We start from the raw sequence: 23,978 nt of genomic DNA on the forward strand, positions 1-23,978 counted from the left end.
GGATTTTTAACGTTATCTTCAGGCAGCAACAAGGCTGCCAGCCGCTTTATCATGAAAATATCAGTCAGATTAGATAAATCCAATCCTCGGGAAAAATTCCAGTTTTAATGTATTTTCCTGAAAAATTGGCAGGTGCCCGCTTTTTGTGTATCATGCCAAAAAACATTACATCTGAGGACGTTATGAAACGTGACTATGGCGATGTGCTGGAGACAGCCAAGCGAGCGCACAGTTTATTGCAGGGACTGAGCAATCACATTGAACAGCAACGGGCTGAATTCAACCAAACCGGGTATTATCAGACCTGGTCACGTAACGCGGTGGCGAACTTCCCATTATTAAGTAAACATGCGGTGGTAGCCGCCATCGGTGATATGGAAGAGGCAGGATACGAGTTCGGCAAAAAGCAGACCGGCAGCACCGCGCAATATGCGTTGACGCTGCAAAACGTCATTGATATCTACCAGCACCGCAACGTCCCAAAATACCGCGACAAACATAAAGGCCCGTTTGTGGTGTTTGTGGTTAACCTCAAAGGCGGTGTATCTAAAACCGTCAGCACCGTGACGCTGGCGCACGGCATGCGTGCTCATCCGGCCATGCTGCATAATGATTTACGCATTCTTGTGATCGATCTTGACCCGCAGGCATCCAGCACCATGTTTTTAAGTCATAAAGACAGCATTGGTTCGAAGGCAGAAACCGCTGCTCAGGCGATGCTCAATGACCTCGGACGTGACCAGTTACGCAGTGAATTTATTCAGCCGACGGTAATGCCAGGTGTGGATGTAATGCCCGCATCGATCGATGACGGTTTCGTTGCCAGTGACTGGGATGCGCTGGTTCAGCAATATCTGCCGGGTGTTGCGCCCTCGGAGGTGCTGCGCCGCAATGTGATTGACCGTCTGGCTGACGACTATGATTTTATCTTTGTAGATACCGGACCACATCTGGACTCCTTCATGTTGAACGCCATCGCTGCCAGCGACATTCTGCTGACACCGACGCCACCGGCGCAGGTCGATTTCCACTCCACGATGAAGTATCTCACTCGTCTGCCGGAAATGCTGGAGCGGATTGAGAAAGAGGGCGTTGAGCCTCGTCTGAAAGCAAATATTGGTTTTATGTCGAAGATGACCACCAAGCATGACCATCTCACGTCGCAAAGTTATGCGCGCGAGGTATTTACCAAATCGATGCTCGATGCATCACTGCCGCGTCTTGACGGTTTTGAGCGTTGTGGCGAGTCGTTTGACACGGTAATCAGCGCCAACCCGCTCTCCTATCCGGGCAGTGCCGATGCGCTGAGAAAGGCCAAGTATGAAGCAGAACAGTTCTCCCGTGCTGTTTTCGATCGCATTGAATACATCAGGAGTACGCTGTGAGTATGCATAAACCCGTTCAACGTATTGGTCGCACCATGGGCCAGACGGCTATCGCTAACTTTATCGACAGCAACAATGCGTCACGCACCTTTACCCTGAAATCAGGCAAGAGCGCCACCTTTACCCGACAGCTGATCCCACATGGCGACATTACATCTCGCACCTATGTCGATACCCAGATTAACGGGCGCGATCAGGCAACGCTGACTGAGGAGTCGGTGCGGGACATCACGCGTACCATTGGTCTGCAACAATTCTTCCCGGCAATTGGTCGGCAGAAAGATAATCGTATCGAGATCATGGATGGTTCGCGCCGCCGTGCCGCCTGTCTGTTCGCCGGAGCCAGCCTTGAAGTGTTGGTTACCAACGACGAGCTGGATATCAGCGATGCCCGCCAGTTGGCGGCCGACATTCAGACCGCGAAAGAGCATAACCTGCGTGAACTGGGCTTGCGCTTTGCCCTGATGAATCAGAACGGCATGAGCAAAAGCGACATCGCTAAAGTGGAAGGGATCTCTAACGCCAAAGTGACGCGCGCCTTTCAGGCCGCTTCAGTTCCGGCAGAGTTGATTGCGTTGTTCCCGGTGGTGTCGGAACTGACGTTACCAGACTATCAGTTACTGCTTGATGTGACTGACAACGCCAGAGCAGAAAGCGTGGCGATCGGTGACGTGGCGGAACAGGTACGCAAGCTTATCGGTGAGCATCCGCAGCAGATTAACAGCGCGGATGAACAAAAAAATCAGATCCTTGGCCATTTCCGTGCGGCTAAGCGCAGCCTGGTACCGCCTAAAGCAAAAGCATTGGTAACGGAAAAGCTGGCAGATTTTGACGATCGTAATATGCAGGCCCGTCGTAAGGTGAATGCGGAAAAGCGCGCGATCAGTTATGAATTTGTACGCTTACCTAAAGACGCTGTGGAGCAGATTGAAGCCGCTATCAAGCAGGTATTGGCGGGAGTAAAAGGGGTAAAGATAAAAGAGTAGGCTCCCGAAACGGCGCGATAAATCGCGCCGTTAGCATTTATACGGTGGATTTTGATAATGGATGATATTTAATTACATGTCTGTTCACTAAATATGGCGAGGTATACCAATTGTCGCAAAATAAGCAGAGAAATCGGTCTTCTTCATTGGTTTTCTGACAGAAGGCAACATGAGAGTCACGATTCTTCTTCGAAGAAAAGAGCATTGGACATGTTTCAGTCAAACAAGGGAATCTCTTTTCCATGTGGCAGGTGTTGAAATGTGACTTGCAATTATCTCTCGTAATAAACATTTTTCCACACCCCTCATATTCACAAGGGATTGTTTTTTCTTTACTGTGCGTTGTCATATGCCTCGCAAGCATACTTTTATTTCTCCATGCTTTGTTGCACCCCTCTACTTCACATTTATATATAAACTTGCATCCGTTTTTTTTGCGATGTTTTAATAGTTCTCTATCGGATACATATTTTTTTTTGCACTCATTACATTCAAAGGTTTCTTTGATTTTATATTCGCGAACTTTTGCCGTTACGCCGGAGGGTTGTAATCCATCAGGGTGTGAGGGCCCTGGATGCGGCGTATTATCTTGCTTGAGTACCTCATCAACGTCATGGTAGGACAATACCTGAAGACTTTCCGGTAAAGCTGTCGTGGCAAGAAACTGGTCAACATTATCCACTTCATTAACAGACGAACCTTCCATCATCCTTCCGTCCAGATCACGCAGCGTCTGGGGGTTGTTACCAACCATACGAAACATATTCAGCCCGTCAATGGTGCCTGCCGGGTCACTGTTCAGCCAGCGCATCAGCCACGGCACATAATAACGCCACTCATAGCAAGATAACCCGCTGGCATCGTGCTCCCTGCCAGCATAACGCTGAAACTTGATAGTTGCGCCCGCAAGACTGCCAGTTAACCAACAGGCGGTGCCACCAAATGGATAAAAGCATTCGCGGCTGATCCATTGTCCGACTTCATTCACCACGCCGGTTATGCTGTCGAGGCGGTCGCAGAGGTTAAAATGGGAAAAAGTCTGATCTGTACGGTAAAGGTGGCTGTGCCCCACGACAATGACATGTAATCGCGAAGATTGCGGAGTAGGGGAGGTGCAGATGCGTATTTCCAGACCCGGCAAATAACGCACCTGCTGCCTCCGCTGCGCAGAGGGGGCGTATTTCTCGCTGCGCTGACCGGGAGCGCAATAACGATAAAGTTCATGGTGTTGTGCCATAGTGGTTTTCCTCAATTTACGGAAAACGACTATCACTCATCAGTTATCCATTAATAATATCCACAGAGCACTCTGTTACTCTACCGTTACCGTGATATCGCTGTAATGCGTTTCACCCTGCTTATTTTTCACCTCCAGACGATAAGTGACCTTACCGGTCTTCCCGCCCGGAATCAGCGCTCGTGCGGTGGGTTGATAAACGTTACTGACCCAAACTGCACGGTCCTGCACCTGCAACCAAAAGTCGTCTTTGCCTGAGACGATACTCCAGCGATATTCATCGGCATTTTGGCTTGCCAGGCCATTGAGGTCATAACCTCTGCTTTCCGGGTTAGATTTCACCGTGAAGTCTTTTCCGGCGATCGCCACCGGGGCGGTATTCGCCTCCTCCGCTTTCACTTCGTAGCGGTAAAGTCCGCGTCCGACACCAAAGTAAAGCGCATGCTCCGTGACCAGCGGCGAAGTTACGCCAAATTCTCCTTTCGGTACCGGCAGGGTGAAAAGGGGATTAAATGCTGAGTTGTCTGCCGTGGTGGTAATGGCGCCCACTTCTTTGTTATCGGAGATAAACATTTGATAAAGGTGCTGGCCGCGCGGATCACTCAACATTTTTTTTGCAAACTGCGCGTTGTTTTCTGTCGGGATACTAATTTCAGACAGCAACTGACCGGTTTGGGCATTCAGGGCATACAGTTGCGTCGCGTTACCGGCATAAACCACCGGCGCGTTATCGCGCTCACCTTTGACGATGGTTGCATATTTCAGTAATCCATTCCCCGGCAACTGCTGTGTCCAACTCGGCCCGGCCTCGAGCCCGGATTCCGGCTGCGGATAGAATGAACCACAGCTAAAAGAGGGGGTGGATATCGTATAACCACAGATCAGATTGTCTGCATAACTGATACCTTGCTGAGCCATCGAAGTGATCACTTTTGCCGGTTGGTAACTGGCAGAGGCATAGTCCAGGTAAATATGTTGTGCAACGGATTCGCTTTGCCCGTGATTCACGCCGAAACGCTCACCCTGGAGTAAAATGCGGTGGGGATTCTGCGGGTGGACGATGGCATTACGCACGGCAAAATCCACATTATTGAACTGGACAGCTTCAAACCCGGAGGCCGGGGAGATAAAGGTCAGGTTGCTGCGTTTTTTACTGTTTGTCGGCACTTCTTCCAGCAACACCACCATATCGTATGCATTAGGGGTAACCGCCAGGTTCACATTATTGAAAGCATACGGCTTTTGCTGGCTGTAGAGCAGGCGGGAGGTTTTGGTCGCAGGGTTGTGAAGCCAGACTTCGACCTGACTATGATGTTCATCGGTATTTTTTGCTGAAAGTAAGAAAAAATTCCCCGCCGAGTCCATGCCGGAATAGACCGGCGGTGCGATCATTTGCGATGTAGTGAAGGGGATAAGCTCAGTACGATTGTTCAGGCTGGCATAACCTGAGCGCGTAATGATGTAAGCATGACCCGACGGGTCATTGACCAGTTGCTGAATATTCTCATTGAAATGATGCAATAGCGTTGGTGACTGTGACGCAGTTAATTCACTGGCCAGCACGGCACTGCTAAAAAGCAGTGAAATGCCGAGCGCAATCATCTTTTTTTTCATTTTATTTACCTTTAATTTATTGTCTTTTTCTTAACAAATAGAGAGGAGTGTACGGGATAATAAATCTGAAATAAGATCAACTGGCAATGATATTCACCTGACATCACGAAGTTATCAGGATATTTATGTCACTAAAAAAAGATATTCGCTTTCACCGTTAATTATCAGGTTGCGATTATAGGCTCCAGGGAAACCTGCGATTATGCTGTTGCGGCGCTGTCAGCATGCTTTCATGTAAATGAATTTCGTAGATTATTTATGCTTCTTCATCGTTTGGATTTAATCCGAACGATGACACTATAAAGGTATAACACGATGTCGTTAAATAAAGTCCTTATCCCTGTTGGAGCCATTGCTCTTTCCCTATATTCGGGTATCACCGCTGCCGATAATTTGGTTGTTTCACTGGCAAACGATGATGGCGGTATATTTCAGCGTAGCCAGGATATGTTGTATGGAAAAAAAGCGGGTGGTCAGGATGATTATACTCAGGGGCTGTTCCTCGGTTATGCCCTTGATGTTAACCGTGACAACCAGCTCGCGTTTTATATCGGTCAGGACTTATTTTCCCCCACTGGCGAAAATAAACGTAAAGTCAGCGCGACAGCGGGAGACCGCGCATTCAGCGGCTATCTGTTCACCGGAGTAGACTGGAATAGCGTCAGTAATGACTGGATCAGACATCGTCTGGCGTTAGATGTGGGGGTTGTGGGTAAGGATGCGGGCGGCAAACGCATGCAGAATGCCATGCACCAGGTTATTCAGGGCGATAAATATCCGGCATGGGATGACCAGATCAAAAACCGTTATGGTGCGGTGTTGAAAAGCCAGGTCACGTTGACACCGAATATTGATGTTGCAGGGATTAATGTCGGATTTTACCCGGAGCTGTCGGTGGTGAGCGGTAATCTGTTCCAGTACTACGCCTGGGGGGCCACCCTGGCGTTGGGTAATGATAAACAGTTTAACGCCGACAATGGATATGGTTTGCTTAACCGCCGTGGATTGATGCATCTGTCAGATAGCGGGCTGGTATACAAATTATTCGCGGGCGCGAATCAGCGTTGGGTAGATAAGAATTATACCCTGGAAGGTCGCACGCAGCAGACGAACCAGCAGACAGTGGCGCGCAAACATTTGGTTAACGAGTATCAGGTTGGCGCTGCAATGGGCTATACGCCGGTGATGTTATCGCTCTCATTCAATAAGGTGACATCGGAATATAAGAGCGGGCATGACCACTCTTATGTGCTGGCCAGTGTCGGCTTTGCTTTCTGATTCTGCGTTATGTCTGGCCTGGTGCACGATGTGTTGTGCACCGGGACGGTAGCGCAATACACGCATTTATTTTTCCCTGCGCTTCCGCTGTCATTACCCCGTGTCTGTCTGCTAAGCGGCATAGGGGGCAGCGGTTTTTAACCCGCCATCAGGATTGGTCAGAACATCCTCATCTATTCCTCTGATATTCTCCGCCAACTGTAGGGTTTTCGCATCGTGGTTGCTTGAATAATAACGTATTTTTCCCGGTCGAAATTTATGTTTAATTATTGAGGCCCGCTATTTTGAAAAGAAAACTTAATGCACTGACTCTGGCATTGCTGCTGTGTGGTGCAGGAAACCTGGCACACGCTGCCACGCAGGACGCGGCATCACAGATGCCAGATATCAGTAATAAAAAAGTGTTGCTGGGGTATTGGCACAACTGGCCCGGCACCCGCGATAATATGGGCTATCTCGGCGGTCTGCCATCCAGCATATCGCTGCGCGAAGTGCCTGCGGAATTTAACGTTGTCAGCGTCGCCTTTATGAAAGTTTTCGACGGACAAGACGGCAATATTCCCACCTTTAAACCTTATAACGCCACCGATGAAGAGTTTCGCGCGCAGGTAGCTGAACTCAATGCGCAAGGTCGTCCTGTACTTATCTCTCTTGGCGGCGCTGAAGCGCATATTCTGCTGCATAAAGGGCAGGAGCAGGCGCTGGCGGATGAGATCATTCGTCTGGTTGAGGTTTATGGTTTTGACGGGCTGGATATTGATCTTGAGCAGAGTGCCATTACGGCAGGCGATAACAGCTCGGTAATCCCGGCAGCGCTGAAAATGGTGCGTGCGCATTATCAGCAGCAGGGTAAACATTTTATTATCAGCATGGCACCGGAATTCCCCTATCTGACCACCGAAGGTGCCTATAAACCTTATCTCCAGAACCTGGAAGGGGTTTACGACTTTATCGCGCCGCAATATTACAACCAGAATGGTGCGGGTGTGGATATGAATACTGAAGAACATGCGCAAGTGGGTGTCTGGTATTTGACACAGAACGACGATGCCCTCAAGGAGCACTTCCTGTTTTATCTGACCGATAGTCTGGCTAACGGTACTCGCGGCTTTACCAAAATCCCCGCCAATAAGCTGGTTATTGGTCTGCCGACCAATAACGATGCGGCAGCTAACGGTTATGTGAAAGATCCGCAGGCGGTATATAACGCGCTGGCCCGTCTGACGACGGCTGGAGAGCCAATCAAGGGTCTGATGACCTGGTCCGTTAACTGGGACAACGGGAAAAACAAAGCAGGGCAGAGTTACGGTTACGAATTCGCTAATCGCTACAGAAACACCCTCGACACGTTGCCGGATGTGAAACCGGATGTGGAAGCGCCTTCCATTGTGACTGGCATCACCCACAATCAGCAGAATAACAGCGTCATTCTTAACTGGCAGCCTTCCAGCGACAACGTGGGTGTAGTGGGCTACACCATCTGGCGCGATGGCATGCAGGTGGGGACTTCAATGACAACTGCCTGGGTTGATAACAATATTCAACATCATCAGCCGAACGATGTGGTGTATCAGTATTGGATTACGGCGAAAGACGCGGCGGGTAATGAGTCCCCTGCCAGTCAGAGTGTTGCAGTGGTGGTGAAACCCACGGAACAACCGGATAACGGTCCGGCAAACCAGGCACCAATCGCCCACGCGGGTGTGGATCAAACCGTGCAGAGCAACGCCAGCGTAACGCTGGACGCGTCCGGTTCTACCGACCCGGATAACGATGTGCTGAGCTATGAGTGGAAACAAACCTCTGGACCGACAGTAAACTTTGTTGCTAATCGCGTGACCACCACCTTTGTGGCACCACAGGTGAATAGCGACACCACCCTGACGTTCTCAGTTACGGTGAAGGACAAGGAATTTAGCGCCACAGCGATTACCCGTGTGCTGGTGAAAGCCAAAGTCGAAGAGCCGGGCAATGGTGGTGACACTGGCGCTACAACCGCGTTTAAAGCCGGTACAGCTTACGGTAAAGGCGATAAAGTCAGCTATAATGGAAAAGTGTATCGCTGTTTGCAGTCGCATGTGGGTGCCAATCACTGGGCCCCTGATGCTGCTGTCAGCTTATGGGTAGCTGAATAACGCATACCCCGGCGATACGTAATGTAAAGCGGCTTCGTTTTTACCGAAGCCGCTTTTTCATTTCTGCGCGTTTATTTTTTATTGCCACCAAAAAACCGTAAAAATATCTTTTCCACCGTAAAATCCTTCACCCAATGCAGGAATTTTTTTGACAGCGGAAAAATAACGAATGCGGTGACGAAGGCGAAAATTTCTGGCTCGTCGATATCCGCCAGACGAGCAAAGGCCGGGGAAAGTAACCAACCGCCCAGGGTGGCAACAATGAAAACAAAGGCCGTTAGCCGGTTACTGACGGTCCGACCATAGAAACAAAACAAGGCTGAGCCGAGTGCTGCGCTCAACAAAATCAGCAGTGCTTCCGTCATAATCTTTTCCTGATGGGTTGGGTAAGTCGTCATCGCCATACCGATGAACGGCCAAATTATGCTGCCGGGTGTTTTTTTTATACTCTGACTTTATCTATTTCAGCTTATCCCCGCTTATTCTGGTCTGATAATTGTTTTGATTAATGAGTGTTTAATGAAGATATTATTTTGCAGCTAAAGCATAATTAATTTGCAGTTAACCCGGACACTCAGTTTGCAGATAAATGTGCATAAACATAAATGCGCTGAATTTTGCGGATCCCTTAGCAGCAGGATGCCTTATTTGATTTATTGGGTGGCTATAATTCGCGCGTAAAATGGCGAATAACCAGGCGCACTTTTGTCTCAGGCGAGGGGGATCGCAAACACGGGGCGTGAAGGTCAGGAAAAGGGTCGGACGGAGGATTATTTTGTATCGGGTGGCGAGGATGAAGCCAATCCTCTGCGGCGCAGTTCTTGCCAGATTAACGAGACAAAGTTGCCAGAGATACGCTGTTTAAACGGTAGTTTCTTACTCAGCCAGCTGGCGATGTCATGTTTACGCTCCTCCAGCGACAGAGGAATCAGACGGGCGACACGTTTGCTGGCAGAAATTGCCTGATTACGACTGATAAGTACATTGACACGCTTTTTCGCCAGCCACTCTCTTCTGGCCTGAAATTGCGTTTGTGGTGGCGACTGGCCTGCAACATCCTGCAAACGTTGCTGCTGCTCCTGATAGAGTTTGTCGATATTACAGCGCGTGAGTTTCCAGCCCTGCTCGGTCAGAGCAACATATTTAGGTAAAAACATCTTACGTCTGGTATCCCAGCCCAACGCCTGTAACTCCAGCAAACCATATTTCACCAGTGTGTCGACCAGGCGCGAAATACGCGAAGGAGTCACCGCCTGTTCCGGGATTGGATTGCCGTGGGCATCGACCGGCGACAGGGCTTGCGCCAGTGCGCTCAGGCATACGGTGACTAATCCGGTGGCGAGATCTAATTTACTGATCAGCAGGGGCCAGAGTGCATCAATCAGATTTCTGCGTTCCGGACGAAAATCGCGACAACGTTTGCCAAGATGACGAAACTGGACAAAAAAGATATCACGCGACACCCGGCGCTTGAGGTAGGGTGTGCCCTGTGCCTGATAACCCACCAGATTGTGGTAGGCGCGTCCTAACTCGCCAGGCAATTTTTTGAAATCCGGTGAACGGAAATATGAAGGTGTGCTGCATTTACATTGCGTGGAATGATCTCCACGCTGTCGTCCCTGATTCAGTGCCATTACATCTTCCCTGTGGCGTTATCTCGCAGGGAGAGTAACGCATCTTATCAACGTCTGGAAAGGGCGATGTGAATTGCTGCGATCGACCTCTGTTTTATTTGTGAGAGATGACGCACAAGCGGTAAATCAGGGCGACAGATCACAGCAAAACGTTTCTTCTTCTGCCTATATTGTTGCAGGAGCGTTAAGATCGAAAAGAATACTCAGTTTCCGGTCAAGACCTGTTATTAATGCTGCCGCTTCCTGACTGAAGCCAGCGATAGCGAATGCGGAAGAAAATTGGGCTTGACTTTGCGGTGTCATTTGGGGGACGCGAAGTGTTTTTTTTATGCCTTGCCATTCTGTAACCTCGACATGCGTGACGAAATCAGAATAGTTATACGCGATAAATTTATGGTCAGGGGCAACAGTGATGAGGCCTTTTTCATTTTTATTATCACCGGTGTTTGTGAAGCTAATTATTTTTTTGTAAAGGGTGCTTACGGTGGCTAACAGGGTTGCCATCATGTTTGCATTTCTTGTCATAAAATATCCAGAACGTGTTTTGTCTTTCATTAATGACGCTGCGACGATGCCAAAATAAATATTTGATATGATCAGAGAAAGGATTTCAATGGCCGGGGTGACGAATTTTCCAGAGTTATTTGATGAGAAATCAATCTGTAAAATATCCATTTCTAATTGATTACATAAATACTCAGTTCGTTGTAAATCAGCAATGGGTGATGTCTCTTGCGTGGCAACGGGAATGTGGTCTGGTTGACAGCACCTGCCTTGTTGGCGTGAGCCTGTGAGTTGATAAAAATTTTCTTTATACACCGCCAGATTATGCAGGAATTCAACAGTTTTCCAATCTTCTGTCGTTGTGTTCGTTAATGATCGGAATAACAACAAAAGCTCATGTTGCAACCAGGTTGAAACGCGACGTGATTTCTCGTCCTGCAATGCATAGAGGGGATTGAGAATAGTATTAAATAGCGTGATGACGTGTTCTCGAGGCGTAAAGATGTAGAGCATCTTGTTGCCAATATTCTGAATTAATGCCTTTAGTATTTCAGTGTCGATCTTCTCCAGGTTCAGGATTTTATCAAGTGGTAACTCGCTAGTTAACAGGTAATTCAGTAGCGCCTCTGCTTTTTCAACGGGAGATGATTTTTCCTTTAGCATCGTTTCAATAGTTTTCTGTGCGCTGCGGATGTTTTTTTCTGGCGTACCTGGAATGATGCGATTGAACAACCTCCCGAGGTTAGTTCTTCGCCTTGCAGGGGGCTGCGTTAGTGTCTTTTGAGCATTTTCAATGCATTCAATGTGAGCTGACATTTCATATTGGCTGTGGGTTACATCTTGATCAACAACAACCCAACCTTTCAGATTCGTGATGTTATCATGAATTCTATTCATATTATCCTCTTGCGAAATATTGAAAACTTTCGTTAATGATATCTGGAGTCATATTCAATCACTGAGATAAGTAATGAAGAACGCCTGAATGTTAATGTAAACTCAGGATTATCAGTCTGATTATTATCCTGAAAATCAGGTGTGCAGTCTGACTTCCCCCCTACACTCTGCGCTCAATATCACTTTCGTGAGTGTATTTGCATGAATAAGCTTTTACTCGCTACGTTGCTATCTATTATTGCTTTTTCCACCTCTGCTATTCGCTTACAGCATGGGGCGGAGAGTTTTATGATCGATCCAGCCACGCTTCTAATTCAGGTGGGTGATACGCAGGTCAACGGCCCGCAGTCTGTTCAGACCGTAACCGCGTTGCAAACCACCGCTACTGCGGCCAGTTGGTACTGGCCTGCAAAACGCCTGCATATCAACGCCGATGTGGAGGGGGCCGATCTGCGGCTGACATTTCACAGTGATCAACCTCAGGTACTGAACTGGTTTGGTTTGCCGAATGGCACCCGCGTGTTGCTGTTGCCTTTGGGGGAGGGGAGCCGCATTCCACTTGATAACCCGGAATGGCAGACCTACCTGGTGCATGAACAGGAATCGATTGATACCAATTACGATCTGAAACTGCCGCTCTGGAGCCAACAACAGGATAAAACATACAGTTGGCTACTGCTGACGCCATTTCACAATCGCATCACCTTTCGCCAGCACGGCAACCAGTTAGCGATGCGCAGCCAGCATGAATTTAATCGATTTAATCAACAGCAGCCGTTTGAGGTGTTGTTGCATGTCGGGGATTCCCCGTTATCAGGTGCGTTGCGCTATCGCAGCTGGCTAAGACAAACCGGTCAGTTCATTAGCTTGCGTGAGAAACTGGCAGCAGAGCCGGAAGGCCGGAAACTGATTGGCGCAACCTTTCTGTATCTGTGGGGCAGCCAGTTGCTGGCACCGGAAGATATCAGAAACTGGTCTGGGTTGTTCTCCTTCCTGAAATCGCCTGCGGGGGCGACAGTGAAACGTAACATGGGTGCCGAAGCGCAGAAGATCCTGCAACAATCGCGACCGCAGGACTGGCAGAAAAGCGCACTTATTACCACACTCAACCGCGCGTTGGTGGCGCAGGTGCCTCTTAACGCCACACCCGACGATCCAGATTATCTCAGTGCGCAACAACACCAGGCGGCCAGGGTTCGTCAACTGGCGCAACAGCAATTAGGGGGCTACCTGACGGCCCCTCATCTGTGGGGGCAGGGGTTGTCTGAAGCGGTGATCGACAGTTTACACCGTGCGGGTCTGGCACGGTTATGGTTGGGGACCGATACCTGGACCGCCGCGTTTCTTCACCCCAATGCGGTGGCTCGCGCCAAAGCTGCGGGTTATCTGGTGGCGAGTTACGATTCTTACGACACCGCCGTAGCGCCGGGTCGCAACGATAGCTGGGTTACTGCACAGCTACCTGCGGAAATACGTGAACGTTGCGCCATCGTTCGTGCTGATGGCAGCAAAAAGCCCGGTTTTGGCGGTGAAGGTTATTATATGAATCCGGGTTGTGTACTGCCGTACTCACAACAAAGAATACGCGCGTTAATGCAACTGGCCGGCTTAAACAGCCTGTTTCTTGATGTAGATGGCACTGGTATGGTGGATGATGATTACCAGCCTGCACATTTGACCAGCGCGACACAGATGGCCGCAGCGCGTAATACGCGTATGGCGTGGTTCAGTGAGCAGATCGGGCTGCCTTTAGGCTCTGAAGATGGAAGCGCCGTGACGGCACGTTACCTGATGTTTGCCCACGGCGCGGAAAGCTGGGGTTTTGGCTGGCGAGATAAAGAGATGCGGCATGACAAAACGTCACCTTATTACCTTGGCGCGTGGTGGCCGGATGCCGAGCCCGCGACCTTTTTCCGTGCGGCTCAGCTCAAGCCTCTCTATCGCACCGTCGTGTTCGATCCGCGCTACCGCGTTCCCTTGTATCAGGCGGTCTTTCACGATGCGGTGATCAATACCCATCACTGGACGCTGGATAACCTGAAATTCCCTGAAGTCACCCGGACGCGTGACTTGCTAAGCCAGCTATATAATACGCCGCCACTCTTTAATGTCAGCCGTGCCACGCTGCGGGAGCGTCTTCCGGAGATCATCAAGGCTGATGCGCAGTTTCGCCCGTTGCATCGGGTGCTGTGGAATAAAGCGTTAGTTGATTTTCGCTGGCTTGATAAGGAAGGCTGGGTGCAGCAGACAACTTTCAGTGATGGCTCCGTGCTGATCGCGAATTTTTCCGATAAGAAATTTGAGGGCATTGCACCGCAGAGTCTCAATGCCCGGCTGGCAAGCCGGCCTGTACCCTCTTTCTGACCGCTTTGATTGGGTAGCGACAATGCTACCCATTCGCGCATTTCAGGTTTTACGGTCATTTCCCAATTTGTCAGAGAAAATCCTGAATCCAGACACGCCACCTTCTGATGTCGGTGTTTCATAACTTCGCATTAAATGTTTTTGAAATCATTCGAAACATTTAGAGAAGACTATGAAACAATTTAACTATGGATACCTGGCTTTAGCCATCAGCAGCCTGTTGACGCCATTGCACCTCAGCGCATCTCCCGTACCCGATACCGCAAACATGACGCTGACGCAGCGTCAGGTGAATGACGGCATGGTTCCGGCACGCCAGTTCACCCTTGCGCAGCCCGGCACACCGCATGAATTGCGCATCAGCCAGCAACGTGTTTATGACCAGACTCCGTTGCAATCAACCGGGATTTGGGTCAAACAAGGCGATGTTCTGAATATCAACATTATCTATCCAGCGAACGTGACGGCCCCGTATCTGGAGTCGTTTGTCAGCGTTCCGCATGACCGTACCTGGAAATATACCCACGCGATGCGACAGAGCCTGAAAAGGGGCAACAACACCATACAGGTTGACCGCGATGGGATCTTATACATCGCCAATTACAGTAACCCGATTGCGGGGGATATTCAGGTCGATATTCAGGGCGGCCAACCTTTCCCACGCTTTATTCTGAAGCAAAATACGGCAGATGACTGGCAACGTATGCTGGACGACCCGGAAATGCAGGCATCACCTTATGTTGAACTGCTGAGCGACCGCATGATGATCACGCTGCGCCGCAGCATGGCCGGACAGTGGATCGCCCCGGCAGAGGTCAATGCCATGCTCGCCACCTGGGACAACATCGTCACCTGGACTGAGGATCAGTACGGACTGACGGAGAATACTGCTGGCAGCAAGCATCGCCGCATCCCACATCGTTTCCACTTTGTTGATGGCCTGCCACCACAAGGTGTGGAGAATAATGATGCGTGTCGTGGCGCATTAAATTCATGGACGTGGCGTCTGATGGCCTGCAACGATGATGCGATGCGCACCGTAGTCTATGGTCCAGGAATGGTGCAGAACGGTTGGGGTCCCTGGCATGAACTGGGCCACCAATTTCAGATGGAAGGGCAAAAATGGGACGGGATGGGCGAAGTCAGCGTCAACCTGACGTCTTTATATGTTCAGCGTGAACTCGGTGCCCGCTCACGTCTGGAAACGGCCGGTGATTGGGCTAAAGCCTTTACTTATTTAGGACAACCACAACGCAATTACCATACGCAGGATTTGTTTGTGAAAGTGGCGATGCTGTGGCAACTCGACCTGACCTTTGGCAAGGATTTCTACGCAAAGCTGGGTCGTATTTATCGTGATATGACTGACATGCCCGGCACGCACGACAGCAAAATCCAGCGCTTCATTCTGGAGACGAGTCGCCTGGCGGGTTACAACCTGGTGCCTTTCTATGATCAATGGGGGTTGCCTGCTGACGATGCGACGCGGCAGAAGTTGACACAGCTGGCGCTACCGATGATGAAAGACCCTATCTGGGAGAACCGCGATGAGGATATCAAATATGACTATTCTCAGCCGCAGGATGTGTTACCGGTAGCTGTGGCTGGAGCAAATTTTACCGTCAAAGGTACCAGCGATGCCTCACGCGCTTATGCTCTCGATGGCAGTGCCAGTAAAAATGCCGTCAAGTATAAATGGGATATGGTGAAAGGCGGTGGCGACTTCTATCTGCAAAATGCGGAGGGTGGACAATGGCAATGGGTGGTCAATACCGCTAAAGCGCGAGCGCTGATCCCGATGAATAAGAGCGGTGAAGTGACATACCGGCTGACGGTATGGGATAAAAATGAGCGGGAAGCCTCGAGTCTGATCACCGTAACGGTAGAAAAACCGCAGCAGGTGAACCAGGATGCGGCCTTTGTGAGTGGCGCAGCGTTACGCGTTACGACGCAAGACAACGGCAATACTATGACGTTTAACGGAGAGGTGACAGCCACCACTGCGCCGACCAACTCAGCATCGTATGACTGGACGATCCCGCAGGGTAACAGCAACGGCAGGGCACAGCAGAGTTTTACCGTCAGTAAACAGGCGCAGATACAGAATCTGAACGTGTCGGTGGTGGTGAAGGCCGGGACACAATCACGTACCCTCAGCCAAAAAATTGTGGTGCCCGCGAAAGAACAGCCAGCCAGCGGAGCAGCGGCATGGGATGCGGGCAAAGTCTACACCTTATGCGATAAGGTCAGTTATAACGGGAAGGTGTGGGTCAGTGGCTGGTGGACGCGCGGTGATAACCCCGAAAACAGTGGGCGATGGGGCGTGTGGCGCCCACTGGGAGGGGATAATATGCATGCAGGGTGTTAATAAGTGAGGCGCGCCAGGCCGGTGATTAACCGGTCTGGCTTGATATCAGTTGGCATTTTTGCCGGTCACAGTCTTCATAATTTCCCCTGCAAAAAAGTGAGCGACCAGAGGATCTCCTTTTAACGTTACCAGCACGTCAAAATTAGTTTTGTATTCTCCGAGATGAGTGATATTGGGTGAATTGACGGATTCTGTCGCACCCAGAATATATCTCTGATGCGTATCAGCCGGGTCTAAGTCCTGAATGAGTTTATCCCCTTCCGGATCGTAACCTGTCAGAAAATTATTATCTATATCTTTAATAATCCAGTAACTGTTGGTGATTTTTGCCAGTGCCGGTAAAAATTCAGGTTGAGTCAATTGGTTGACCGAGCGATTAGTGAGCGGTGGGGTGTTTACCGCGGGAGCATCATTCTCACTTTGCTCGATCGATATACGAACCTCATTACAAAAGTCATCAACTATTTTAGCAGGCACACCGGCATTGTCGGTCTTTTCTCTGGCGATTTTATGAATCTCAGCCCATTGTTGGTAACATTCATAAGCGTTGCCAAAAAGTTCTATTAATAACTTTATATTGCCTGAGAAGGATATCTTTCCGTTAATATAAATAATTGTGAAATTCAAGCGTAAGTAATTGTTGGCTTGCACCGAAAAACTAACGTCTTTGCACAGATGCCAGGTTATTGCCGTATTGATATCGGCAGGGCCGTTGCCAAAATTTAACCAGAATGCTTTATTGGTATCATTGTTTTTAAATCCGTTGATGAACATATTGGCGAGGGTTTCAGCCAAACGTACCGTAATATTCTGACTTGCTTCAGTCGTTGAGAGGGAAGCAATCGTCGTGTTGTCGGCAGGCAAGGGGTATTCAGGCTTGTCTGCGTCGCTGCCAAAGCAATAGTCAGACAATCGGTCCAGCCCAAACTCACATATCGCCGTTGGCAGGCGACACAAGGTGTCATACAGCATGTTTTTAGTTGGGTTTTCGGGGTAAATGGTGGTCATTCCGCTCTCAACAAAGAAATTACACTGTACTGAACCCTGATATGCGCCAGAGCCAAATTTGGCGTAGGGGATGGCTTTTTCGAAGTGTTCGAGTTTTTCATAGGTGAATTCACATTTCCATTTTTTAGGATTGAAACTGCCATTATAGGTAAACTTCATTCCCCATTGATGGACAGAAAGTAAATAGAAACCTGCCTGTTCCTTACCTACTTCTAAATGTAAAGGATAAACCGACATGGCATCTCTTGTTATGACCGCTGTCGCTGTACCTTTGAGGTCAATATTAAATACACGAATTTGCGGTCCAAATTGCATTATGTTCATGGTGCTGGTTTTGGCGAGTTCAGCAGAAATTTTCCTGGCTGATGATATCGTGTGACAGACTTTGTTACTTATTTCTTTGATGTGTTGAGCGAATGAGGAAGCAATGTTGCCAGATGTTCCAGGGGCAACGCTGTTTTGCCACGGTGATATCGCAATAGAGTGTGCAGTTATCATAGATGATACTTCTCTCTTTTTTTTGGTAATGATAATTTACCGGATTGCAGGCATGGTTGAGCAACTGATATCAGTTAAACATCAGCATATTTGTTTTTTGTAATCATCATTATCCGGCACGTTCATAATTCTTTGCCTGATTAAGATGGCGTGAAGTCTAATATAAGAACCTTCTTGTGTTGTCTTTGATGTCTTCATTTTTTGCGCTGGATCAAAATTTATTATTTGTTCTCGTGAAACCATTGCAAAAAGTTATCATCACTCACGTTATACTTAAATATCCAGGAAATTTTTATATGAGAAAAATTCAACTTTCTTTGGCCGCGTTGTTAATTTCTGTTCCGGTACTGGTAATGGCTAATCAGACGCACAGTGACGAACACGCGCATCAGATGAGCAGCGAAACCGCAACCTCAGCAGCTTCTCAGGAATATATGCAAGGCATGCAGGGGATGCATGAGGGGATGATGCAGGGATTAAAAGAATCCAACCCGGACCGCGCTTTTGCAAAAGGGATGATCGAGCACCATAAAGGTGCCATCGCGATGGCCGAGACGGAATTGAAATACGGTAAAGATCCGGTGATGCGTGAACTGGCGGAAGATGTGATCAAAGCTCAGACCGCGGAAATCGATCATATGGAAGCCTGGCTGTCAAAATAATCCCTGTCTCGTCGCGGCGCGATTTATCGCACCGCGACGAACCCTGTTATCGCTTCGGTGGGGTAAGGCGTGATCTCTCCAGCTTACTGATTGCCTCTTCAGCCATATTATTCTCCGCTATCTCCGCCAGGAAATAGATCACCCAATTATGGGAGTCGCTATTACGGCTTCCGGTGGTGGTTTCCTTCACATAGCCTGGTCGGTTTTCTGTCAGAAACCGCGCATCCGCTCCGCGAAAGCGGGCTGGCGGGAAATAACCGGCATCATTAAGATTGATTAGCGCGGCAAAGTCTCGTACCCCTTTACGGTTTCCCACCTCTGCGGCATGGGCATAATTGAGCGTTTCCGCCACGCCCTGCGTAAAGAGGGTGATGAGCTGCATCGCCGCACACGCGACGACATTTCCGCCACAGTGATTCAGCTGATGCAGCAATTGGTCAGTGTTGATGGTGCACACCGGATCGCTAAAGCGCGCACCGTCTGTTTCGCCATTCTCAAAGGCGACATAGTTTTTAACGAATCGTTTATAGCCAGCCAAATCCACCGTCATCCTGTTTTCGTCTTCTGCACTCAATTGAATATGTTTTCCTGGGTTAAACCGGTTCAGATCCCGCTTCATCTGACGCAGTTGTTTGGTGAAACGCTGAATAAAACCCTCGTCTTCACGAGCAAAAAAGAGTTGCAGCAGACGATTAACCAATGGACGTTGATGGGCAGCAGTTAAGGTTTTGATGGCGCTTTTCAGCAACTCGCGCGCGTGTCGGCGACCATCCGCCAGGATTGGCGGCAGTAAGTCTGGCCGGAACAAAGTGTATGGATGGTAGCTTGCATAACGTATGTTCAGCAGCGGATTGGCGAACGGAATAATAAGTTGGGTGGCGGGAAGCGAAGCCTGCAATTTTCCGCGTTCCAGCGCCTTAAGGATTTTCGAGGTTTGTTTTTTAGCCAGCATGCCGGAGATAAAACGTTTCAATGCACGTCCCCGGTTGACCAGATTGTGTATACCGGGATAGAGATCGGGGGTACGTGTCGCGAGTCCGTTGAAGTCAAAGGCGGTTCCAATCACGATATCGAGCGGCAAAGGGGGATTTTGCGCTGACGCCAATTTTGCCAGCGTATAAGCTACACCTCTCTCTGGCGCATTGCTGACCAACTCGCTGATGGCGGTCAGTGAACGGGCGACGCAGCTCAGCGGTTTCCGGGCCAGGTGATCCAGTAACGTCGTCATACCGCTGAACTTGTCACTCGGGAAACTGCGGGCAAACGCCGACCACCTCTCCGCGGAGGAACGAAATAGCGTTTCGATGTCATGGTTATGTTGCGCAAATATCATTTCTGTCAGATGGTGATGCAGCTCCTCTGTGGCGGGGACCACAAAATCATACCGCCCCAACCGGCCTTGCCAGTCTGCCCCGGTGGCCAGAATAATATTCAACCGACCTGTTTCGCTGGCGTACTGCATGGTGTATTTCAGTGGCAGTGCCTGATAGATCACTGCTTGCTCTTCGGCGGTTAAAAAGGTCTGTTTGTCTTCATGCAGTTTGATGACGCCATCATATTCGGTGCTAAACAGCAGCCAGCGCCCCGCGCCGCGTATCGCGAAACAGGTCGCCAGCGGTTGTCCATCAAATTCCACTAAGTGAAGGACGGGACGCGAATCTGTGCACTGAAGTAGTTCAGTCAGCTGTTTTCGTTCGATGTGATCGCTGCTACTTAACGGACGGCGATCGTTAAGCGTCTGAAGATAGTTGGCGAAACGGAAAGTTATTAAACGGCGTTGCCGTTCGGCAACGGCGGCATAGCAGGTGGTGTTATTCAGACAGCGGTCACTGTTTCCCTGCATTTTTACATAGATCGCATCGGTGATGGGAAAGGTGGGGCGGAACCAGGGATCATCAGGGGAAAAGGCACCTTTCAATGCGGGGGGGATATCCACTTCGATACGATGATTGATGCCGAACTGCGTTTGTAGTTGGTTGTAAGCCAGATTTTCCAGAGAGATCAATTGACTGCTAACCAGGATATGGCTGTCATCGGCACCGGAGTGATAATAAACCCGGGCCATCACCCGGCTGGCGCTATTCAGGCGCTGCGCCTGCGCAATCGCCAGTCCTCTGCGGCGTTCAAACGCATCATAATGTTCATTCAACTGCTCATTCACCCACCTCGAGGCCGTTGCGTACAGATCAAGGTCAGCCAGTGAGTCTGACTGCGTCAGGCTACGTAACTTATCAACCATTTCCGTCAGGCTGTACGCTGCGAAGCCCTGTTGCACGGCGGGGTTATTCAGAGCGATTTCCAGCAGCAGGTTTTTGCGCATAACCGGGCTGGTGGTTTGACGAAATTGTTCCAGTAAACGGGTCGCGGCCACCGGAATGTCCTGCGGCCATTTAATGATCTGAATAATGTCCGGGAAGGTGGTGATGACTTTAACCAACGTCATCGACTGCCAGCTGTCACCATCAATAAACAGGACATCAGCCAACAAATTTTCATTAAACTTAAAGACTTCGGTCAAGGCGAGAATAAAATCTACCGCATGCACCTCCCAGCGTGCCGGCCAGAGATCCTGACGTTTAAGACGCTGAAAGTCGGCCTCTTTCAGGCGCTCAAATAACGGATCGGCCTCTGTGTGATTATATCCCCGATACACTTCAAATTGCCTGATCGCCTGCGGGTAATATTGATACCAGTTTTTCGGGTAGATAACGGCAAATTCATTCCCCCTGAAGGTTGTCAGCACGAGGGTAAGCGGCAACCGTTTTTCCCCCGGTATGCCATCCGGGTAGCGAAACAGTAACGTGACCTGGCGATTTCTGGCGGGCGGAAGCAGCCCCCAGTCGCGTTGCATACGACTGATAAAATCACTGACCAGGGGGATGCCAGGGTTTAAGGCAGGGACCGGACGCGGCGAGGCGAAAATCTGCCCATGATGCTTTGCATACAGCTGATTTAACTCTTGCGCCTGAATTATGGGCGGGAAATTCAGATCCAACATGCCTGCCAGGGTGTGTAAGGTATTGACGGCCGTTGTGGCAACATTGCCGACGTGGGTATCAGCGGCCTGCCGCAGCGCCAGTGCCTGGTGTGCCACGGGTGTAGCAACAGCCTCGCGAATACCATCACCGCGGGTATCGGAAGGTGTCAGATGCAGCAGTTGCGACGTTTCAACGGTGTGGATATCGCGGATCCGCAGTGCCGAACTCCCCACCTGAACCTGGTTGATAAGATGCAGATTGCCGCTGCTGTCCTGACCGGTAAAGGCAGTGACCTGACCACCGTACGGCAAATGCGTTAGGGTTTGGTTGGTCAGACACTGTGGGATTTCATTAGATTGCAGCAGACGGAAGAAGGAATAACTGTGATCCGCAGGCAACTCGACGGCAGGCAGGCATTGTGCGGGAGTGTTAAGGGTATGGGCGGTCGATCCAGCCAGAAAAGCGTGGGGCGCACGTTGGTGCCATTCATCTGCCCGCGTCTGATTCCAGATGGCCAGTGACTGCGGGGGTGGCGATGTGAATACAATCTCATCCATCGTGAGTATGGAGTAGAGAAAAGTCAGGGGATCGCAAACCAGCAACTGTTGCAACCACGGCGGCAGCGGCAAATAGCTTTTACCCAGGCTGAGGATCATGGGCAGATTAATAAAGCGCTGTTCCTCAGGAAAGCACAACAAATAACGATGAATCAGGTATTGCTCAACCCGTCGTTGCCAGACATCTTCCGGGATAGCTGACTTTCTACAGGGCTCCAGGGCGGTAGCCAGGGTTTCACACACCTGATAATTGATGGCCAGAGGTTCGGCAACAAAACCGCTAAGTAGCGTGCGAAATAATGTTCCCAGCGCTTCCGGCGTGTTTTGGCCGGATGTATCACCATCAATAAGGTACAAACAAGACAGCAGTTGTCGATTTTGCGCAATTTTCTCGTCTGCTGCGGTGACATTGAGAATATCGTCAAAGCAGGGTGGCGTATGCAATAAACCAGCGCAGCGGGTTATTTGCCGATTGATGAAATCAACGCCTCTGTCGATACCTGGCAGGGTGACGCGAATAGCGTTACTCAATAAAGGCATTGGCAGGTTCCGAATCCTGATCACCATCTGTACCAACTGCCGGATATTTTCCGGCAGATTGAGTGAAAATGACTGAGGCGGCTGGACGCTGAACAGGGGGAGATTGACCATTCCGTGGTTCCTTATAAGTCATGAGGAGAGGAAGAATAGCAGTTGATGGATAAAACTGCGTTTTCCGGCGTTTACAGTGACAAAATAATGAAATTGGACTTAACTCAGAGGATTGCTGAGAGTAACTGGTTAAGATGATCATTTACGGCACGGAGTTTTTATATCAACTCGCCACTGTCCTGGGGGATGCCGCAAGTGAAGCGGTGAATAAAGGGAGTAATTATGCCACAAGCGATTTCGCCAATAAACTCGGCAACAATATCAAATATTGATTGTGAAAGTCAGAAGAGTAAACCCTCTATTTTGAAAAGGTTGGTGTCATTTTTCAATTGTGCCGCTTCTCCGAAGAGTTTTCACAGCAATCGAGATTATTACAATGAAAAAACACATGCCAGTCTTGCTGATAAAATAGCGCGCAGTCGTGATAAGAAATTTTATCATGTTCTGCAAGGGAGTAGTGATTCTATTTCAAAGTACTTTGATATTGACATTGAAGTTAAAAAGAATTTTTCTGATCTGGTGAAAGAGTTTTCTCAGGCGTATGAAAGATATTATACCAAAGGGAATAATATAAACGAACTACGTCGAAAGATGTCTAATCTGGGTTATGATATAGACCCCATTAAACAAGTCGTCAGTGTCAACATTAATCTTTACCGCTACGAAAATGTTACGCATAGTATAGAGCCATATAATGCTTCAAACAGAAGTGATCGTAGGTTTTCGGCAACGGTTCGTGATGAGATCTGCCGACTATACTTCAAAAAGTCCAGTATGGAGCAAATGGTATCTGAACTCAGAGAGAAGTTTTTCAACTATGAAATTACCATTATGCACCAGAGGGGGGCTGCCAACACTAAATCCGCAAGTGACGCGGTTTGTGTTTTTCAATTTTCGATAAAAACCAATAAAGATGTCTTTCGGATTGTGGCTGAGAATATCTCTTTTTCAAAGATCGAGGCTGAAAAAAAGTTGACTTCTGAAGAGAAGGCAGAGGCAGAAGAGTTTATTTCAAAAAGAAATCAGTTAGATCATGACATAGATTCTTTTAAAGAACAGTTGATGGAGGGTGAGTTACAATCTAATACATCATTTGATGCGGATTTGAAAAGCAAAGTTGCAGAACGTGATTCTTTATTGAATGTTTTTGCAAGCACTCTGGAAGTTATGGTTAATAAAGTTTACACACGGCGATAGTAATCATCCGTACAGGAAACATATG

Annotated in this window: 15 protein-coding genes; 8 read left to right on the plus strand and 7 right to left on the minus strand. The window is 49.1% G+C overall.

The features are described 5' to 3' along the window. The first annotated feature begins 182 nt into the window (after window positions 1-182). Together AC6I8T_RS23760 and AC6I8T_RS23765 are read left to right on the plus strand one after the other, a co-directional pair. On the plus strand, window positions 183-1,385 hold the full coding sequence (locus AC6I8T_RS23760; protein ID WP_497831658.1) for an AAA family ATPase: 1,203 nt from the start codon (window positions 183-185) through the stop codon (window positions 1,383-1,385). A gap of 2 nt (window positions 1,386-1,387) precedes the next feature. Beyond that, entirely contained in the window at window positions 1,388-2,371 is a 984-nt protein-coding gene (locus tag AC6I8T_RS23765; protein WP_497834526.1) for a ParB family protein, read from the plus strand. A 37-nt stretch (window positions 2,372-2,408) separates the two neighbouring features. Here the strand turns inward: AC6I8T_RS23765 and AC6I8T_RS23770 are convergent, their stop codons facing one another. Continuing rightward, entirely contained in the window at window positions 2,409-3,608 is a 1,200-nt protein-coding gene (locus AC6I8T_RS23770) for an RHS repeat domain-containing protein (RefSeq protein ID WP_497834527.1), read from the minus strand. A 75-nt stretch (window positions 3,609-3,683) separates the two neighbouring features. Further along, complete coding sequence (locus AC6I8T_RS23775) at window positions 3,684-5,222, minus strand: hypothetical protein (RefSeq protein ID WP_497834528.1); 1,539 nt, start codon at window positions 5,220-5,222, stop codon at window positions 3,684-3,686. A 315-nt stretch (window positions 5,223-5,537) separates the two neighbouring features. Between AC6I8T_RS23775 and AC6I8T_RS23780 the strand changes: the two genes are divergently transcribed. Together AC6I8T_RS23780 and AC6I8T_RS23785 are read left to right on the plus strand one after the other, a co-directional pair. Continuing rightward, on the plus strand, window positions 5,538-6,500 hold the full coding sequence (locus tag AC6I8T_RS23780) for a lipid A-modifier LpxR family protein (RefSeq protein WP_497834529.1): 963 nt from the start codon (window positions 5,538-5,540) through the stop codon (window positions 6,498-6,500). A 284-nt stretch (window positions 6,501-6,784) separates the two neighbouring features. Beyond that, entirely contained in the window at window positions 6,785-8,635 is a 1,851-nt protein-coding gene (locus tag AC6I8T_RS23785) for a glycosyl hydrolase family 18 protein (protein WP_497834530.1), read from the plus strand. Between the two features lie 71 nt (window positions 8,636-8,706). Here the strand turns inward: AC6I8T_RS23785 and AC6I8T_RS23790 are convergent, their stop codons facing one another. From AC6I8T_RS23790 to AC6I8T_RS23800, 3 genes are all read right to left on the minus strand, one after another. Beyond that, on the minus strand, window positions 8,707-9,000 hold the full coding sequence (locus AC6I8T_RS23790) for a hypothetical protein (protein ID WP_497834531.1): 294 nt from the start codon (window positions 8,998-9,000) through the stop codon (window positions 8,707-8,709). A gap of 405 nt (window positions 9,001-9,405) precedes the next feature. Beyond that, entirely contained in the window at window positions 9,406-10,269 is an 864-nt protein-coding gene (repA, locus tag AC6I8T_RS23795) for a plasmid replication initiator RepA (RefSeq protein ID WP_497834532.1), read from the minus strand. 165 nt (window positions 10,270-10,434) lie between these two features. Next, entirely contained in the window at window positions 10,435-11,670 is a 1,236-nt protein-coding gene (locus tag AC6I8T_RS23800; protein ID WP_497834533.1) for a hypothetical protein, read from the minus strand. A 201-nt stretch (window positions 11,671-11,871) separates the two neighbouring features. Here AC6I8T_RS23800 and AC6I8T_RS23805 point away from each other — a divergent pair, with 201 nt between their 5' ends. After that, entirely contained in the window at window positions 11,872-14,034 is a 2,163-nt protein-coding gene (locus AC6I8T_RS23805; RefSeq protein ID WP_497834534.1) for a glycoside hydrolase, read from the plus strand. A gap of 172 nt (window positions 14,035-14,206) precedes the next feature. Further along, a complete protein-coding gene (locus AC6I8T_RS23810; protein ID WP_497834535.1) occupies window positions 14,207-16,402 on the plus strand; it encodes a M60 family metallopeptidase in 2,196 nt (731 codons plus the stop codon). 45 nt (window positions 16,403-16,447) lie between these two features. On the opposite strand, the gene AC6I8T_RS23815 is transcribed toward AC6I8T_RS23810, so the two are convergent. Beyond that, the gene (locus tag AC6I8T_RS23815) at window positions 16,448-17,908 is read right to left on the minus strand and encodes a hypothetical protein (protein WP_497834536.1); all 1,461 of its coding nucleotides are present in this window, start codon (window positions 17,906-17,908) and stop codon (window positions 16,448-16,450) included. Window positions 17,909-18,204: 296 nt separating this feature from the next. Here AC6I8T_RS23815 and copM point away from each other — a divergent pair, with 296 nt between their 5' ends. Continuing rightward, window positions 18,205-18,570, plus strand: coding sequence for a CopM family metallochaperone (gene copM / locus AC6I8T_RS23820; protein WP_497834537.1), 366 nt, complete (start codon window positions 18,205-18,207; stop codon window positions 18,568-18,570). 46 nt (window positions 18,571-18,616) lie between these two features. Here the strand turns inward: copM and AC6I8T_RS23825 are convergent, their stop codons facing one another. Beyond that, window positions 18,617-22,756 (minus strand): hypothetical protein, encoded by a 4,140-nt coding sequence (locus AC6I8T_RS23825; protein WP_497834538.1) that lies wholly within the window; start codon window positions 22,754-22,756, stop codon window positions 18,617-18,619. Window positions 22,757-22,978: 222 nt separating this feature from the next. On the opposite strand from AC6I8T_RS23825, the gene AC6I8T_RS23830 reads away from it, so the two are divergent. Continuing rightward, on the plus strand, window positions 22,979-23,953 hold the full coding sequence (locus tag AC6I8T_RS23830) for a hypothetical protein (RefSeq protein WP_497834539.1): 975 nt from the start codon (window positions 22,979-22,981) through the stop codon (window positions 23,951-23,953). The last annotated feature ends 25 nt before the right edge of the window (window positions 23,954-23,978 follow it).

The sequence above is a fragment of the Pantoea sp. X-Soil-OKNW-556 genome (assembly GCF_059730695.1).

Coding starts and splice junctions, on each gene's coding strand:
- AC6I8T_RS23765 (WP_497834526.1), top strand. CDS start 1,388: ATGCATAAACCCGTTCAACGTATTGGTCGCACCATGGGCCAGACGGCT.
- AC6I8T_RS23815 (WP_497834536.1), bottom strand. CDS start 17,908: ATGATAACTGCACACTCTATTGCGATATCACCGTGGCAAAACAGCGTT.
- AC6I8T_RS23760 (WP_497831658.1), top strand. CDS start 183: ATGAAACGTGACTATGGCGATGTGCTGGAGACAGCCAAGCGAGCGCAC.
- AC6I8T_RS23825 (WP_497834538.1), bottom strand. CDS start 22,756: ATGGTCAATCTCCCCCTGTTCAGCGTCCAGCCGCCTCAGTCATTTTCA.
- AC6I8T_RS23805 (WP_497834534.1), top strand. CDS start 11,872: ATGAATAAGCTTTTACTCGCTACGTTGCTATCTATTATTGCTTTTTCC.
- AC6I8T_RS23810 (WP_497834535.1), top strand. CDS start 14,207: ATGAAACAATTTAACTATGGATACCTGGCTTTAGCCATCAGCAGCCTG.
- AC6I8T_RS23775 (WP_497834528.1), bottom strand. CDS start 5,222: ATGAAAAAAAAGATGATTGCGCTCGGCATTTCACTGCTTTTTAGCAGT.
- AC6I8T_RS23830 (WP_497834539.1), top strand. CDS start 22,979: ATGCCACAAGCGATTTCGCCAATAAACTCGGCAACAATATCAAATATT.
- AC6I8T_RS23800 (WP_497834533.1), bottom strand. CDS start 11,670: ATGAATAGAATTCATGATAACATCACGAATCTGAAAGGTTGGGTTGTT.
- AC6I8T_RS23770 (WP_497834527.1), bottom strand. CDS start 3,608: ATGGCACAACACCATGAACTTTATCGTTATTGCGCTCCCGGTCAGCGC.
- copM (WP_497834537.1), top strand. CDS start 18,205: ATGAGAAAAATTCAACTTTCTTTGGCCGCGTTGTTAATTTCTGTTCCG.
- AC6I8T_RS23790 (WP_497834531.1), bottom strand. CDS start 9,000: ATGACGGAAGCACTGCTGATTTTGTTGAGCGCAGCACTCGGCTCAGCC.
- repA (WP_497834532.1), bottom strand. CDS start 10,269: ATGGCACTGAATCAGGGACGACAGCGTGGAGATCATTCCACGCAATGT.
- AC6I8T_RS23780 (WP_497834529.1), top strand. CDS start 5,538: ATGTCGTTAAATAAAGTCCTTATCCCTGTTGGAGCCATTGCTCTTTCC.